The sequence below is a fragment of the Mucilaginibacter aquatilis genome (assembly GCF_009755275.1).
In the GTDB taxonomy this organism is placed as follows: domain Bacteria; phylum Bacteroidota; class Bacteroidia; order Sphingobacteriales; family Sphingobacteriaceae; genus Mucilaginibacter; species Mucilaginibacter aquatilis.
This window is the reverse complement of the sequence record NZ_WQLA01000001.1, coordinates 27,663-43,133: the sequence shown is the minus strand read 5'-3', so window position 1 is coordinate 43,133 and position 15,471 is coordinate 27,663. Positions and strand designations below refer to the sequence as shown.

The following is a 15,471-nucleotide window of genomic DNA, read 5'->3' as shown; positions in this document are numbered from 1 at the left end:
TTGATTATTAAGGGTAATTGGCTATGCTTTCTTGAAGCTTCTAACGGCTATTACTACGCTTATCAACATCAGGATAGCCCCTAGTAAATAGGGTGCACCCGGAAAATAAATGGATGATGTTTTAGGGTTAGTGAAGTGAGCGAATAGTGTGCTCATAAGTAAAGGCCCTATAACGGTTGTAATGCTTACCAGTCCGTTTAGTCCGCCTTGCAATTCGCCCTGTTCATTAGGCTGTAGCTGGCTTGTAATAAAGCCCTGCAAAGCCGGTCCGGATATTCCACCCAGGCAGTACGGTATCATATACACGTACATTAACCAACCCTTGCTCGAAAATAAAGCAATAAGTATTAACCCTAAAGCATAAAATAACAAGCCAGCGATGATGCTTTTTTGCTGGCCCAGCTTTGGTATCACAATTCTTATCAGGCCTCCTTGTATAGCTATCAGTAAAACACCAATAAAAATACCCAAACTGCTTATTGCGCTTTTACTCCAGTCAAACTTCTCAACAAGGAAAAAGGCCAGTACGCTTTCCACAGCCTTGGAGGCAATGTACACTAAAAAGAAGGCGCTGATTAATCCTGACACACCCGGATAGGTGCCTAATTTTTTTAAGGTGCTTATTGGATTAGCCTGTTTCCAGTTAAACGCACGCCGGTTTTCCGCCGATAGCGATTCGGGTAGTACAAAGTAGCCGTACAATGCATTAAGCAAAGCCATGCCGGCAGCTGCCATAAAAGGTATTTTCAGGCCAACTTCTCCAAGATATCCTCCCAAGGCAATACCCAAAATAAAGCCAAGACCGGTTGCCGCACCAATAATACCAAAGTTAGCAGCACGGTTATCGCCCGTACTAACATCGGCAATGTAAGCTGTAGCGGTAGTGCTGCTTGCACCCGCAATACCAGCTATTATGCGCCCAACAAAAAGCCAAAAAACTGTAGGAGCAAAAGCCATAAAGGCATAATCAATACCAAAGCCAACCATTGATATGAGCAATACAGGCCTGCGGCCATACCGGTCGCTCAGGTTGCCTAATACCGATGAAAATAGAAATTGCATGAGCGCATAAACAAACGTTAGGTAACCGTTTATTTGCGATGCCTGGCTTACATCATAATGGCCAAGGGTTTCAAGTAACTCGGGTAAAACAGGAATTATAACACCAAGACCAAGCGTATCGATCAGTACGGTTATAAATATAAAACCAAGTGCCGCGGGGCGTTTGGTTTGGCTATCGTTGGTCATGTTATTAGTGTATCACTTTTAAAAAGCGATTTAATGAAAATTGTTTGAATCTGTCTTTGCCATATCAGCAGCAGCAACTACCCTTGATTTTTTGAAGCTACGTACCGCTAAAATGGTACTTGCCAGCATAAGTACTGCACCCATTAAAAATGGTGCCCCCGGGAAAACTATAGGCGAATTCTTATTGGTAAAGTACGCAAACAGCGTTGTCATCAACGGCGGGCCTATAATAGAGGTAACACTCATTAAGCTGGTCAAGCCGCCTTGTAGTTCGCCTTGCTCGTTGGGAGGTACATGTCCGCTGATAAGTCCTTGCAGGGCAGGGCCTGCTATACCACCAAGGCAATATGGAACCAAAATGGCATACATCATCCAGCTTTGGTTGGCAAACGAGAACAAGAAGAGTCCGATGCTGTAAAGGGTTAAGCCAATTACAATACTTTTCTTTTGACCAAGTTTAGGTATGGTCACACGTATCAGCAAGCCCTGTACAAGCCCTGATAATAAGCCAACAAAACCAAGTGAATAACCCACCAACGCCTCGCTCCACTTAAAGCGTTCCATAGTAAAGTATGACCATGTGCTTTGTACTGCATGCGCAGCAATATATATTAATATCAGTGATCCTATAAGACCGCTTATGGCAGGATACTTTTTTAATTGCATCAACGAACCCACAGGGTTTGCACGTTTCCACTCAAAAGGCCTGCGGTGTTCTTTTGCCAAAGACTCAGGTAGTATAAAGTAACCGTAAGCTGCGTTTAGCAAAGCAAGGCCTGCAGCGGCCAAAAAAGGCAATTTAGTGCTGTAATTTCCTAAAATGCCGCCTAATACCGGGCCTATAATAAAGCCTAAGCCAAAAGCTGCGCCTATCATACCAAAGTTTTGTGCGCGTTTTTCAGGTGTGCTTACATCTGCAATATAGGCTGATGCTGTTGTAAAGCTGGCGCCTGTTATGCCGGCAATAACACGGCCAACAAACAACCACCAAATATTTGGTGCAAAGGCCAGGAAAGTATAGTCGATACCAAAACCGAGCAAGGAACCCAACAACACCGGGCGCCGGCCATATTTGTCGCTCAAGTTGCCAAGTACGGGTGCAAATAAAAATTGCATAACCGAATAGGCAAATGTTAGCCAGCCGCCGTAAACTGCCGCATCACTTAAGTTGCCGTGTATTAGCTTTTCAATAAGCTTTGGAAACACAGGTATAACAATGCCAAAGCCGGTTATGTCAATAAGCAGTGTTATGAAAATAAAGCCCAGGGCAGCCTCACGTTTAGGTTGGTCGGGTTGGTTCATGCCTGCAAAATAATAAAAAATAATTGGCTTGTTTTAAGCAGTGTGAAATGATAAAGTAACTAAAATAAGTTAAAATTTATGTTTGGTATTATGATAACATACGGGCTTACAAAACAAACTAAATTTTTGCAGCTTAATATTTTATGTATTTTTAAGCAGTGCTTTTCCTAACCATCCCTTTTTAGGTAAAGCCAACCAATTATAAGCTATTGATTTTGAAAAAGCGTGTTTGTTTATGGCTGTTTTTTTGCGCGTGCCTGTGCAGTTGCTTAACTGCGTTTGCTCAAAGCAATAAAGGAACGGAATTTTATACAGCATGGATGGATCATGTTGATGGCGCCACAGGAGACAGGCCCAGCCGGATGAACCTGTATCTGGTATCAACCATAAACACATCAGGTATCGTCAGCATTGCCGATAACTCTTTTGCACCAATTAATTTTACCCTTACTGCCAATGAGCCGCAAACTATTGCTATACCTGCAAGCGCTTTTTTGGTAGAGAGCACCAATGATAGCACGTTACGCAAAGGTATTCACATTGTCTCAGGCTATCCTATATCAGCGTTTGCACATATATACAGAGGAAGTGTATCGGGGGCAACGTTGTTGTTGCCGGTGAACAGCATGGGTAAGGAGTATTTTTCTATTAATTATACCCAGGTATCAAACTCCAATATCTCAGGAGGTAATAATTCTGAGGAGATTAAGCCATCTTATTCGGCATTTAACGTAATCGCTACCGAAGATGCAACAACAGTTGAAATTACTCCTAAAGCAGCGTTAATAAGCGGCCGGCCGGCAGGGGTTAAATTTCAGGTGCTGCTAAATAAAGGAGAGGTTTATCAAGGCCTGTCAAGCAGCGATTTAACAGGGACTTCTATACGCTCAGTTTCATCGGGTACAACATTGTGCAAAAAAATCGTGGTGTTTTCGGGCAGCAGCAAGATTGGCATTGGTTGTAACGGAAACCTCAATACAGGTAACATCAGTGCTACATCTGATAATCTTTTTCAGCAAGTATATCCTACAGAAACCTGGGGCAAAAATTACTACGCTGTTCCCCTTAAAGAACGTAACTACGATATTTTCAGGGTTATATTCAGCGATCCTGGTACAAAAGCAACCAAAGATGGAGCACCCATTCCAACACCGGCCAACGGCTATTACGAATTTAAAACACAAACTCCTGTTGTTATAAAGGCTGATAAACCCATACAATTAGTACAATACACCCCATCACAAAACGAAACAATAAACTGCTCATCAAACAATAACGATATAGGTGATCCCGAAATGATCTTTCTCCCGCCTATTGAGCAGGGCTTAAGGCAGGTCACAGTGTATTCTCCGAGCGAGGCAGCCATAAGACCAAATAAAAGCTTTATTAATGTTGTAATTCCAACCAACGCCGTATCAACTTTTAAAATTGATGGACAGGCTTATGCCGGTTTTAGTGCCATGCCTAATGATGCCACGTATAGTTATGCACAAATAAACGTTGGCTTTGGAAAACATAGCTTGTCGGCCGGTAGCACGTTCAATGCAATTGCCTATGGCTTTGGCTCGGCCGAATCTTACGGCTATGCAGCGGGTATCAACCTGCAAAATTTAAATGAGTACATCGATCTTGGAGTGCCGGGAGTATCTGCTTCATCATTAGCTAATGGCTGCGCAAACGTAAATTACAGCGTTCAGTTGGTGGTGCCGTTTCAATCATTAAGTTTCATCACGTGGCGCTTTAGCGATGGCGCAACGGTTACCAATCAATCGCCCCAATATGCCGCAACACGCCTTGCTGCCGACGGTACCACATTATACGTTTACCGCTATAACGGCATCTTAAAGAAAACCGCGGGTTACTACGGCATAATTGCTACTATACCTAATCAAGGCTCAACAAGCGGGTGCGGGCCAACACGCGATATTGAATTCAATTATAACATAGCTGATTACCCCGAAGCTAAATTTGGTACATCAACCAATAACTGCCTTGGTTCTACTACACAATTTGTTGACTCAACAGACGCTAAAGGTAGTTTGATAACAGCCTGGTTATGGAATTTTGGCGATCCGCACAGTTCAAGTACAAACCCCAATATATCAATCGAGCAAAATCCGTCGCATACCTACACCGTGCCGGGCGATTATAAGGTTACACTCATCACTGTAAACGAAAACGGATGCAACTCTGACGTAAAGGAGGGCAAAGTTCACATTAATGCTTTGCCGCAGGCTAAGTTTGAGGCAGTGCTTCCAAACTGTCAAATGCAGGCAGTTACTTTTCAGGACAAGTCCACATCGGCTGACGGAAAAATTATTCAATGGGCCTGGGATTTCGGAGATGTGAACAGTACCACGTCCAACCCCAATTTTTCAACTGCACAAAGCTCATCTCATACCTACACTGCTGCGGGCCTATATACCGTAAAATTAATTGTAACCTCAGTTACCGGATGCGCTAGTGAAGTTTTCTCAAAGGTGATAAAAATTAACCCCTCACCGGTGGTTGATTTTGTACTGCCTGATGCCTGCCAGCTTGATATGGTTAAGTTTGAAAACAAAACAACTATTGCTGATGGTAGCGAAAGCCTGTTTACCTATGAGTGGGATTTTGGCGATGGATCAGCTAAAACCTTTACCAAAGATGGCCTGCATCAATACAGTGCACCCGGCGTTTACATGGTAAAACTCAAGGTAGCCTCAAAAGATGGCTGTGTAAACGTAACCGAGCCCAAACAATTTACACTGAATGGTATAAGGCCTAAGGCAATATTTAACATTGCTAATAAGGAAATTTGCAGCAGCGAAACGCTTGTCATCGAAAATCAATCATATGTATCAGGCGGTAGCATTATACGTTATGATGTGCATTATGATTACATCAATCATCCTAATGATTTTATAACCTACGACGCTGCAAGCAACACCATTCCTGCCGATAAGCTGTTCAAGCACAATTACGGACTATCAACCGTAACCAAAGATTATAAGATAAGGATTGTAGTATACACAGGGAGCTCAACCGACTGCCAGGATATCTTTTTAGATGATGTTAAGATTAAGGCAAACCCGGTGGTAACCATTGCCAAAAAAAACTACATCACTTGCCAGGAAGCAACGGCTTTTAATCTTGAAACCAACGAGGGTGCCTTTACTGGTTTGGGTACGCCTGCCTTTACCGGTGCCGGTATAACCAACGCGTCAAGTGGTTTATTTGACCCTAAAAAAGCAAGCCCCGGTACACATACCATTCACTATGTATTTACTTTAAACAGCACAGGTTGCGTTTATGAGGATGATATTACGGTAGTGGTAAATCCAACACCAGTAATTAACGGTAAACGTAATTATACAGTTCGTGAGGGAGAGGGTGTGACCTTGCAGCCACAGGTGCTATCGCTCAATCGGGCGCGCATAAAATACACCTGGACGCCCAAGCAGGGCTTAAGCAATTACAACGCCGATAGTCCTACCGCATCACCCAGTACCGATACGAATTACATGCTCACCGTTGAATCTGAGGACGGATGCACAGCCTCCGCTATATTTACTGTGAAGGTACTGCAGCAACCAATTGCTTACAACACATTTACACCCAACGGCGATGGGCGCAATGATACCTGGATGATACCATTTATGAGTGATTATCCTAAAGCTACTGTAGAAGTATTTAACCGTAACGGCGAAAAGGTGTTTAATTCAATAGGTTATCCCATTCCCTGGGATGGGCGTTACCGCGGTGCCGACCTGCCTGCCGGTACTTATTATTATTTGATTGATTTAAAAAACGGCAAACCGGCGCAATCAGGGCCTTTAACCATTATCAGGTAAGTAAAATGAAAAAAATTCTTACCTCATTCACGTTCTGGCTTTGTTGCACAACACTACTTGCCCAACAAAAACCACAATATACGCAGTATGTATTTAACCAGTATTTGCTTAATCCGGCGTTATCGGGCATTGAAAATTATACTGATTTTAAGGCAGGTTACCGAAGCCAATGGACCGGACTAAATGGAGCTCCTGTTACCAGCTATTTATCAATAAATGCCTCTTTAGGCCAAAACTTTATTTATAATGATGCTACCAGCATGTCCGCCGCAACATCAAACCCTTTAGGGCGACAGGCAAACCGCGACTATATTTCTGCTCCGGCGCATCATGGCGTAGGTGCAACGGTTATAAGTGACAGGGCAGGGCCCTTAACCCAAACAATTGTTAGCGGCACTTATGCCTATCATATAGGCATTACAGGGCGGCTTAACCTGGCTGCCGGAGTTTCGGTTGGGGCAAACCGTATAGCGCTTGATGTAAACGAAGTGCGACTGCAAAACCCCGATGATCCGGCAATTTACAATGGTAATACCAGTCAGTGGCGCCCTGATTTAAGCCTGGGCATATGGGCTTACTCAGGCAATTTTTACGCCGGTGCATCGGTTCAGCAGCTTATTAAGCAAACTATAACATTTGGCAACAAGTCGGCCTATAACCAGGGTAAAACCGTACCACATTACTTTTTTACGGGCGGTGTAAAGCTTTTTGTGGCTGATGACGTAACGCTCATGCCGTCGGTATTATTTAAATTGATAGATGCTGCTCCGCTTAATTACGATGTTAACTGTAAATTGGCTTTCAGCAATAAGCTTTGGGTTGGTGTGGCATATCGACATAATGATTCAAAATCGGCAATGGCCGGGGTGAATATAAGCTCGGTTATCAATTTAGGTTACTCCTATGATTTTACAAGTTCAAATTTGCGCACTGTTAGTAATGGTACACATGAAATTGTGCTGGGTATTTTGTTAAATAACCGTTACACGGCAAGCTCGCCGGTAAGGATGTGGTAAAATACTTGGCTATTTACCAATTAATTAAGCGCAACAGGCGTTTAAGATTGAAAAACTACAACCGATAAACCGCCGATTAGCTTAAATTTGTAGTGCAAATGGCGTACAAGTTTATTGATAATTACCGCGAGAAAGGTGCCCGCAAAAGGCTGGTTGAAGTACTCAAGAAAAAAGGTATTGAAGATGAGCAGGTACTTCAGGCTATAGGCAAAGTTCCGCGTCATTTCTTTTTTGATGAAACTTTTTGGCTGCAGGCTTATAAGGATATAGCTTTCCCTATTGGTGAGGGTCAAACTATATCACAGCCATATACAGTAGCTTATCAATCAGAACTCCTCCATATTCATAAAGGACAAAAAGTGCTTGAAATTGGTACTGGGTGCGGTTACCAAACCTGCATATTAATGGAGCTTGGCGCCGAGGTGTTTACTATTGAACGCCAGGAAAAACTTTATGAACGCACTATACAGGTACTGCCTTACATGGGATATCGGCCGCATTTCTTTTTAGGCGATGGCTCAAAAGGGATTGAAGCACATGCACCATACGATAAAATTATTGTAACCGCCGGTGCACCCACTGTGCCCGAAATTTTGCTTAGACAGTTGAACTTAGGAGGGCTGTTAGTCATCCCCGTAGGGAATGAGCAAGAACAAAAAATGGTTACCATACTTAAAGTGGGCGATAATGACTACGAAAAGGTGGTGTTAGATACCTTTAGGTTTGTGCCTTTGGTAGGCGATAAAGCATGGTAAGATAATTTTGGGCGTTACGTTGTAGAACTTCTGCTCGACAACTGAAAATAGTGGCTGTTAGCAACTACCTTTTCATTACCCTGCTCAGTTCAATTTTTGTATCGCGTTCTTTCATTGTTTCCCGCTTATCAAAAGTTTTCTTGCCTTGTGCAAGCGCTATTTTTAGTTTAGCAAAGCCTCGCTCGCTAACAAACATGGCCAGCGGTACAATGGTAAGGCCCTTCTCTTCTGAACGGGTCTTAAGCTTTTTCAGTTCTTTTTTTGTTAGCAGTAGTACACGGTCGCGTTTGGCCTCGTGGTTATAAAATGAACCATGTGAGTACTCCGAAATGTGCAAGTTGCGCACATAAAGCTGCTCATTAATGAAAGTGCAAAAGGCGTCATTTAAATTAGCTTTTCCTTCCCTTATCGACTTAATTTCGGTACCCAGCAGTTTTATACCGGCTGTGTATTCATCAAGTATATGATACTCAAAATATGCTTTCTTATTTTTAATGTAAAGTTGTTCACTCATGGCAATGTAGCCTGCAAATATGCAAATTATTTTTTGGCCTGTTTAACAACCAGCACGGGTATGTTCACCAGGTGCCTTACCGTATCAACAGTAGTGCCATAAATTAAATCTTTAACAGCTTTGTGCCCGTGCGAACCCATCACCAAAAAGTCTATTTTTTCATTGTTAACTACTCCGGCAATGGCGTTAGCCCGGCTACCGTAACCTATGCTGGCAACTGATTTGTATCCAAGTGCCTGCAACGCCTTAACATACTGCTCCATGTTGTCATGGTCGCTCTGCGTTTCAAAATCCATTACCTGCTTGCCATGGTAGCGGGCGCCGGCAGTTTCTACAACATGTATAAGCGTATAAGTTGCCTGTTTGCCACCCTGCATTATGGCATGTTTAATAGATGCTTCATCGTTCATTGAAAAATCTATTGCCACTCCAATATGGTTGTAGTGAATACTGTCAATATTTTGAATGGCCGACGCAATACCATGCGGAACCACAACATCGCGCTGCGGTTTGCTGATGAAGGGCTTTACAAATACATAAACGAGCAATAAGCCTATGGCAATAGCCAGCGGTGTTACAATGTAATGTATAAGATAGGCCGAATCTGGGTTAGCTGTAGTCCATTTGCTGATTTCTTCAATAACCAGGCGGGCATTTAAGCCCACAATAACAGCCGCAATAAGCCAGGCCAAAACTTTTACGTATGGCTTTATAGCAAAATTACCCATCGACCGTTTGTCAGACGTAAAATGGATAAGCGGTATAACTGCAAAGCCTAACTGAAGACTAAGCACAACCTGGCTTAATACCAGCAAGCGGCCTAAACCGTTTTCGCCGGCATAAAGCAGTGTGAGGTACGCCGGTACTATTGCGAGCATACGTGTAAGCAAACGTCGAAGCCATGGCGCAATGCGGAGGTTAAGGTGTCCCTCCATTATTATTTGTCCGGCAAGGGTACCGGTAATAGTAGAACTTTGGCCTGCGGCTATCAAGGCAATGGCAAAAAGTTTAGGAGCCATGTTGCCAAATATGTTAGTGAGCAGCTTGTATGCATCTTCAATTTCGGCAACTTCATGATAGCCATTGCGGAAGAAAGCGCTGGCGGCCAAAATTAAAATTGCTGCATTTACCAAAAAGGCAAGGTTTAGTGCAATGGTAGTGTCCCAAAGATTAAATTTAAGGGCACTGCGTATGCCCGCATCGCTGCGGTCTATTTTTCGGGTTTGCACAAGTGAGGAGTGCAGGTATAAATTATGCGGCATTACCGTTGCGCCTATAATGCCAATTGCTATATATAAGGCATCATGATTTAACGTCGATGGAACAAACCCTTTAGCCAGTTCAGGCAAATCGGGTTCAACAATAATCATTTCTATAAAGAATGATACCCCGACAATGAATATCAGTGATACAATAAAGCCTTCAAGCCGGCGCATTCCCTTATTTAAAAGGAATAAAAGCAGCAACGTATCTAACATGGTTATTGATACGCCCCATATTAAAGGCAAGCCAAAGAGCAGCTGCAAACCTATGGCCATGCCAATAATTTCGGCAAGGTCGCATGCTATGATTGAAATTTGCGCAAGTACATAAAGACAAAAGTTTACAAAAGGAGGGTAGGTGTTTTTTGATGCCTGTGCAATATCAAGGCCGCGTACAATGCCTAAGCGGGCACTTAACGATTGGAGCAGTAACGCAATCATGTTTGACATCAGCAGCACCCATACCAGCTTATAGCCAAACTGGCTGCCTGCTTGTAAATCTGTAGCCCAGTTACCGGGGTCCATGTAGCCCACGCTGATTAAATACGCCGGACCAATAAATGCAGCTATTTTACGCCAGCCCGTTTTACCCTGAGTATCTACAGTACCGTGTACGTTACTTAATGATTCGCGCTGTGTGCTCATACCAGTATCAGTAAATTTTTAGCCACTTCGCGGCTAATGTTAAATTCGTTTTGTGAATTGTTTAATACTAAAGCCATATCATAATCGGTCAATTCGGTAACGGTTATGGTTTGACCGATAGTTAGTTGTGTTTTTTCAAGATATTGCAGAAAGGCAGGAGAGTGATCTGCTACCGCGGCTATTTTTCCGGTTTGATCTTTTTTAAGATGCAGTGCTGATTGTAAATGCTGGTTGTTCATACGTCCATTGCAATCAGGTATTGGGTCGCCATGCGGATCAAATTGTGGACGCCCCATAAACTCATCAAGGCGATTAATCAATTCGGTTGAGGAGATATGTTCAAGTTCTTCGGCCATCTCATGCACCTCATCCCATTTAAATTTAAGTTTATCAACCAAAAAATGTTCCCAAAGGCGGTGTTTGCGTACAATGCCAACGGCTATACGCTCGCCACTATCAGTAAGTGTTACGCCTTGGTAGCGGGCATAATTAATCAGCTTTTTTTCGGCTAGTTTTTTAAGCATATCAGTTACTGATGCTGCTTTTGTGCCGGTGGCCGCCGCAATTTCATTTGTTGTGGCACTTTGCGTCTTGAGCAACAAATGAAAAATTGCTTTTAAGTAGTTTTCCTCTGTGAATGAGTGCATTTACACAAACCTAATAATTAATTTAGACAAGTCTAAAAAAAATAACTTGTAGAATTAACTTTTGTTTTTCTTTGTCAATAAAAAATTTTATTTTGTGCCTTTGTGAGCATATAATTGTAACCCATGGGTGCCGAATTAGATAAGATTGATCTTCAAATACTTAAAATCCTTCAGGAGAATGGAAGGATTACCAACCTGCAGTTGTCAAACGAGATTGGCCTGTCGCCTGCACCAACATTAGAGCGTGTTCGTAAACTGGAAAACGCCGAATACATTAAAAGTTACCATGCCCTGGTAGACGAGGAAAAGTTAGGACTGGGAATAAAAACTTTCATACAGGTATCGCTTGATTTTCATAAAAGCAATACCATTGATGTGTTTTTACAGGAGATACAAAAGATAAAGGAAATAACAGAGTGTCACCATGTAACCGGGCAATGTGATTTTTTATTGAAAGTTTACGTTCGTGACATTAAGCTTTATGAGCAGCTCATTATGGATAAGATAAGCCGTATACCTGTTGTAAAAACCTTTCAAACCATGATGATTATGTCAACCAGTAAAAAAGAGCCAACAGTGCCGTTGGAATATTAAATTATAGATACAAGAAATAAGAGCCAGGAACCAAGAGGCCTGGCTTTATTGTTAGGCAGATTGCGTCTTGTTTCCTGGCTCTTAGCTCTTACTTCTTACTTAAACTTGCCAGTCAATTTCTTTCTTTCCTTCTTTTTTTAAGATTTCGTTGGTTTTACTGAAATGATGACAACCGAAGAAGCCGTTATCAGCTGAAAAGGGTGAAGGGTGCGCTGCTTTTAAAATGTGGTGTTTGCTTTCGTCAATAAGTTCAGCTTTTGCTTGTGCAAAGCGTCCCCATAGCAAAAAAACAATTCCTTCTTTTTCGTCAGATATTTTGCGGATTACTGTATCTGTAAATATCTCCCATCCCTTTTTTTGATGGGAACCTGCAATGCCCGCCTGCACCGTAAGCGTAGCATTAAGTAGCAGCACGCCTTGGTCGGCCCATTTAGTTAAATCACCATGTTGAGGTATGGTAAAGCCGGGTACATCGGTTTGTAATTCTTTGTAAATATTGTTTAAAGAGCGCGGTACAGGTATGCCACGATGAACGGCAAATGATAAACCCATAGCCTGGTTAGGGCCATGATAAGGATCCTGCCCAAGTATAACAACTTTTAAGTTATCAAATGTGGTGTGGTTAAACGCGTTGAAAATGTCACTACCCTTAGGATAAACCTTGTGGCCAGCTTCCTTTTCGTGTTTCAAAAAATCTTTAAGCTTGCGCATATAGTCTTTTTCAAACTCATTATGCAGTACTTTAAGCCACGAAGGTTCCAAATCTATTGCCATATAAATATTTGTGCTGTTAATTGCTTAAACGTATAAATAAACGGATATTTGCACATTATTACAAAATACAAACGATGTCGAATATTGTTAGGTTAATTATAGCCTGTGTTATTATGGGTGCGGGCGTTACCTTATGTGCATTTGGTTTTTGGGGCTGGGGTATATTGTTATTTATTTTAGGAGGTTTGGTATTAGTAACCTACTTCTTTAATGAAAACATGCTGGTTGCCCAATTTTATTTAAGAAAAGAGAATGCAGACGAGGCAGAAAAATGGCTGCTTAAAATTAAAAACTACGAGAAGGAGTTATTTAAAGCCCAGCACGGGTATTATAATATGCTTATTGGGTTGATTGAGTCGCGCAAGGCTCCTTTGAAGTCTGAAAAATATTTTAAGAAGGCTTTATCTCTTGGTATGACTATGTCACACAATACTGCGTTAGCGAAATTACAGCTAGCTGGTATAGCCATGATGAAACGTAATAAACGTGAGGCACAGCAGTACCTGTCTGAAGCTTCAAAAGACGATAAGAATAAATTACTGGCCGATCAGATAAAGATGATGAAAGGACAAATGGCGCAGATGGATAAACAACAAGTTCAGCGCGGCGGTTACAGAAACTTTTAAGAAAAGAGTTTGAATACTGAAAAAGGCTTGAATGAAAATTCAAGCCTTTTTTTATTTCTCGTCTAAAGTTCCAAAGTATCCGGGCTCTGAATTGCGATTAGCGCTTGGCTGAATATGGCGATCGGTCACCATAAAATCATCCTCAGATGGATTAGAGAATTCTACCATTTTAAGTAACGACCTTACGAAAGATACATTGAACTTCGTACGATCAAGCTTGATCAAAAATTCGCGATCTGTAATTTCGAGCGTTGAGTTCATATTTATATTATCAATTTTCATAAAAGTAAAGTTCAATTGTAAACCAGAAATTATTTGTGTTTTAAATTTTGGTTAAGAGATTTAACGCAAAATGCCATTGTGGTCTTATTAAAACGACACACAATGGCATTTGTTTTACTGTTTATGTAAATAATGACCTAAATACTATTCAAACCAAGCCATTACACTTTCTTTTGTTGGGATAGGCAAATCCAGCTTTAGCTTTTTACGCATGCCGCCCAAATCATTAAATACTTTATTAGGGTTGGCTGCTTTTAAATCTTCAACTGTATTGAAACCCATCTTGTTTATTACCGGAACCCATTCGGCAGGTATGCCAATGTTTACAAAATCGTCGATGGTAACTACCTTGGCCTTCTTTTCGGGACGCATTTGTGGGAAGAATAATACTTCCTGTATGGTGGTTTGGTTGGTCATGAGCATTACCAAACGGTCAACACCTATACCCAAGCCCGATGTTGGTGGCATGCCATACTCTAATGAGCGCAGGAAGTCCTCGTCCATAGCCATAGCCTCTTCATCGCCACGGCCAGCCAGTAATAGCTGTTCCTCAAAACGCTCACGCTGATCAAGCGGATCATTCAACTCGCTGTAAGCATTACCTATTTCTTTGCCTAAAACAAACAGCTCAAAACGCTCAACCAACCCTTCCTTGGTGCGGTGCTTTTTAGCAAGCGGAGTCATTTCAATAGGGTAGTCGGTTATATAGGTTGGCTGTATCAAGTTGGCCTCTACCTTGGCGCTGAATATTTCATCAATTAATTTGCCCTTACCCATGGTGCCATCAACTTCAATGGCTAAATCGCGACAGGTTTGGCGCAGTTGCGCTTCGTCCATTTGTGATACATCGATGTCGGTATATTTCAAAATTGAATCATACATCGACAGCTTCTCGTACGGACCGGCAAAATTGATTTCGTGTTCACCAACTTTTACCACCGGCGAACCATGCACAGCAACAGCTACGCGTTCTAAGCACTCTTCAACCATGGCCATCATCCATATATAGTCTTTGTAGGCTACATATATTTCCATAGCGGTATACTCAGGGTTGTGAGTGCGGTCCATGCCCTCGTTACGAAACATTTTGCCAAACTCAAACACACCATCAAATCCTGCAACAATTAAGCGTTTTAAATACAACTCGTTGGCAATGCGCAGGTAAAGCGGCATATCAAGCGTATTGTGGTGTGTATTGAACGGACGGGCTGCTGCACCACCGTGTATAGACTGCAGTATAGGCGTTTCAACCTCCATCCAGCCTTGCTCGCTAAAGTAATTACGCATAGTGCTGATTACTTTTGAGCGGTTGATGAATATTTGCTTATACTCGGGGTTAACCGTTAAGTCAACATAACGCTGGCGGTATCTTAATTCCGGATCGGTAAAGCCATCGTATATATTCCCTTCATCATCGCGCTTAACAACAGGTAACGGTTTTAATGATTTAGCCAAAACGGTCATTTCCTGTACATGCACCGAAATTTCACCTGTTTGTGTTAAAAACACGTAGCCTTTAACGCCAATGTAATCGCCAATATCCAACAGTTTTTTAAATACGGTATTGTACAGTGTTTTGTCTTCGCCGGCGCATATATCATCACGCTTAATGTAAACCTGTATACGGCCGGTTGAATCCTGCAACTCGGCAAAGCTGGCACTACCCATTATGCGGCGCGTCATAATACGGCCTGCTATGGTTACCTCCTTATATTTATCGGGATTGGCATTAAAGTTTTCGCTAATGTCATTTGCCCAGGCGTTAACAGGGTAGGCTTCGGCAGGGTAAGGGTCAATTCCTAACGCGCGCAATTGTTGTAACGATTCGCGGCGTAATACTTCCTGCTCAGATAAAGCTGCAATACTCATAATAAAAAACGGTATTTTTTAGAGCGGCAAAGATAAGCTTTTTTAGCGAGTAGTTGAATGATAAGCGTTCACAGCACGCACTTGGTTCATTCCGAATTCTATCA

General features: G+C 42.2%; 12 protein-coding genes. 5 read left to right on the top strand and 7 right to left on the bottom strand.

The window, feature by feature from the left end; all coding sequences use genetic code 11:
• Positions 1-21: 21 nt before the first annotated feature.
• A complete protein-coding gene (locus GO816_RS00235; RefSeq protein WP_157539349.1) occupies positions 22-1,248 on the bottom strand; it encodes a TCR/Tet family MFS transporter in 1,227 nt (408 codons plus the stop codon).
• Positions 1,249-1,278: 30 nt separating this feature from the next.
• Entirely contained in the window at positions 1,279-2,550 is a 1,272-nt protein-coding gene (locus GO816_RS00230; RefSeq protein WP_157539348.1) for a TCR/Tet family MFS transporter, read from the bottom strand.
• A 320-nt stretch (positions 2,551-2,870) separates the two neighbouring features.
• Here GO816_RS00230 and GO816_RS00225 point away from each other — a divergent pair, with 320 nt between their 5' ends.
• From GO816_RS00225 to GO816_RS00215, 3 genes are all read left to right on the top strand, one after another.
• Positions 2,871-6,383: a PKD domain-containing protein gene (locus GO816_RS00225; protein WP_157539347.1), complete on the top strand. Its 3,513-nt coding sequence runs from the start codon at positions 2,871-2,873 to the stop codon at positions 6,381-6,383.
• 5 nt (positions 6,384-6,388) lie between these two features.
• Positions 6,389-7,399, top strand: coding sequence for a PorP/SprF family type IX secretion system membrane protein (locus GO816_RS00220; protein WP_157539346.1), 1,011 nt, complete (start codon positions 6,389-6,391; stop codon positions 7,397-7,399).
• Between the two features lie 98 nt (positions 7,400-7,497).
• Complete coding sequence (locus tag GO816_RS00215) at positions 7,498-8,154, top strand: protein-L-isoaspartate(D-aspartate) O-methyltransferase (RefSeq protein ID WP_157539345.1); 657 nt, start codon at positions 7,498-7,500, stop codon at positions 8,152-8,154.
• A 64-nt stretch (positions 8,155-8,218) separates the two neighbouring features.
• Here the strand turns inward: GO816_RS00215 and smpB are convergent, their stop codons facing one another.
• The 3 genes from smpB to GO816_RS00200 are packed head-to-tail and all read right to left on the bottom strand — an operon-like array spanning position 8,219 to position 11,222.
• Entirely contained in the window at positions 8,219-8,668 is a 450-nt protein-coding gene (gene smpB / locus GO816_RS00210; RefSeq protein WP_157539344.1) for an SsrA-binding protein SmpB, read from the bottom strand.
• A 26-nt stretch (positions 8,669-8,694) separates the two neighbouring features.
• Complete coding sequence (locus GO816_RS00205) at positions 8,695-10,575, bottom strand: Nramp family divalent metal transporter (protein WP_157539343.1); 1,881 nt, start codon at positions 10,573-10,575, stop codon at positions 8,695-8,697.
• On the bottom strand, positions 10,572-11,222 hold the full coding sequence (locus GO816_RS00200; protein WP_157539342.1) for a metal-dependent transcriptional regulator: 651 nt from the start codon (positions 11,220-11,222) through the stop codon (positions 10,572-10,574). Before GO816_RS00200 ends, GO816_RS00205 begins: the two co-directional genes overlap by 4 nt.
• 123 nt (positions 11,223-11,345) lie before the next feature.
• Here GO816_RS00200 and GO816_RS00195 point away from each other — a divergent pair, with 123 nt between their 5' ends.
• A complete protein-coding gene (locus GO816_RS00195; protein ID WP_157539341.1) occupies positions 11,346-11,816 on the top strand; it encodes an Lrp/AsnC family transcriptional regulator in 471 nt (156 codons plus the stop codon).
• A 99-nt stretch (positions 11,817-11,915) separates the two neighbouring features.
• On the opposite strand, the gene ung is transcribed toward GO816_RS00195, so the two are convergent.
• A complete protein-coding gene (gene ung / locus GO816_RS00190; protein ID WP_157539340.1) occupies positions 11,916-12,590 on the bottom strand; it encodes a uracil-DNA glycosylase in 675 nt (224 codons plus the stop codon).
• 74 nt (positions 12,591-12,664) lie between these two features.
• On the opposite strand from ung, the gene GO816_RS00185 reads away from it, so the two are divergent.
• On the top strand, positions 12,665-13,216 hold the full coding sequence (locus GO816_RS00185) for a tetratricopeptide repeat protein (RefSeq protein WP_157539339.1): 552 nt from the start codon (positions 12,665-12,667) through the stop codon (positions 13,214-13,216).
• Positions 13,217-13,642: 426 nt separating this feature from the next.
• Here the strand turns inward: GO816_RS00185 and lysS are convergent, their stop codons facing one another.
• Entirely contained in the window at positions 13,643-15,367 is a 1,725-nt protein-coding gene (lysS, locus tag GO816_RS00180; protein WP_157539338.1) for a lysine--tRNA ligase, read from the bottom strand.
• Positions 15,368-15,471: the final 104 nt, after the last annotated feature.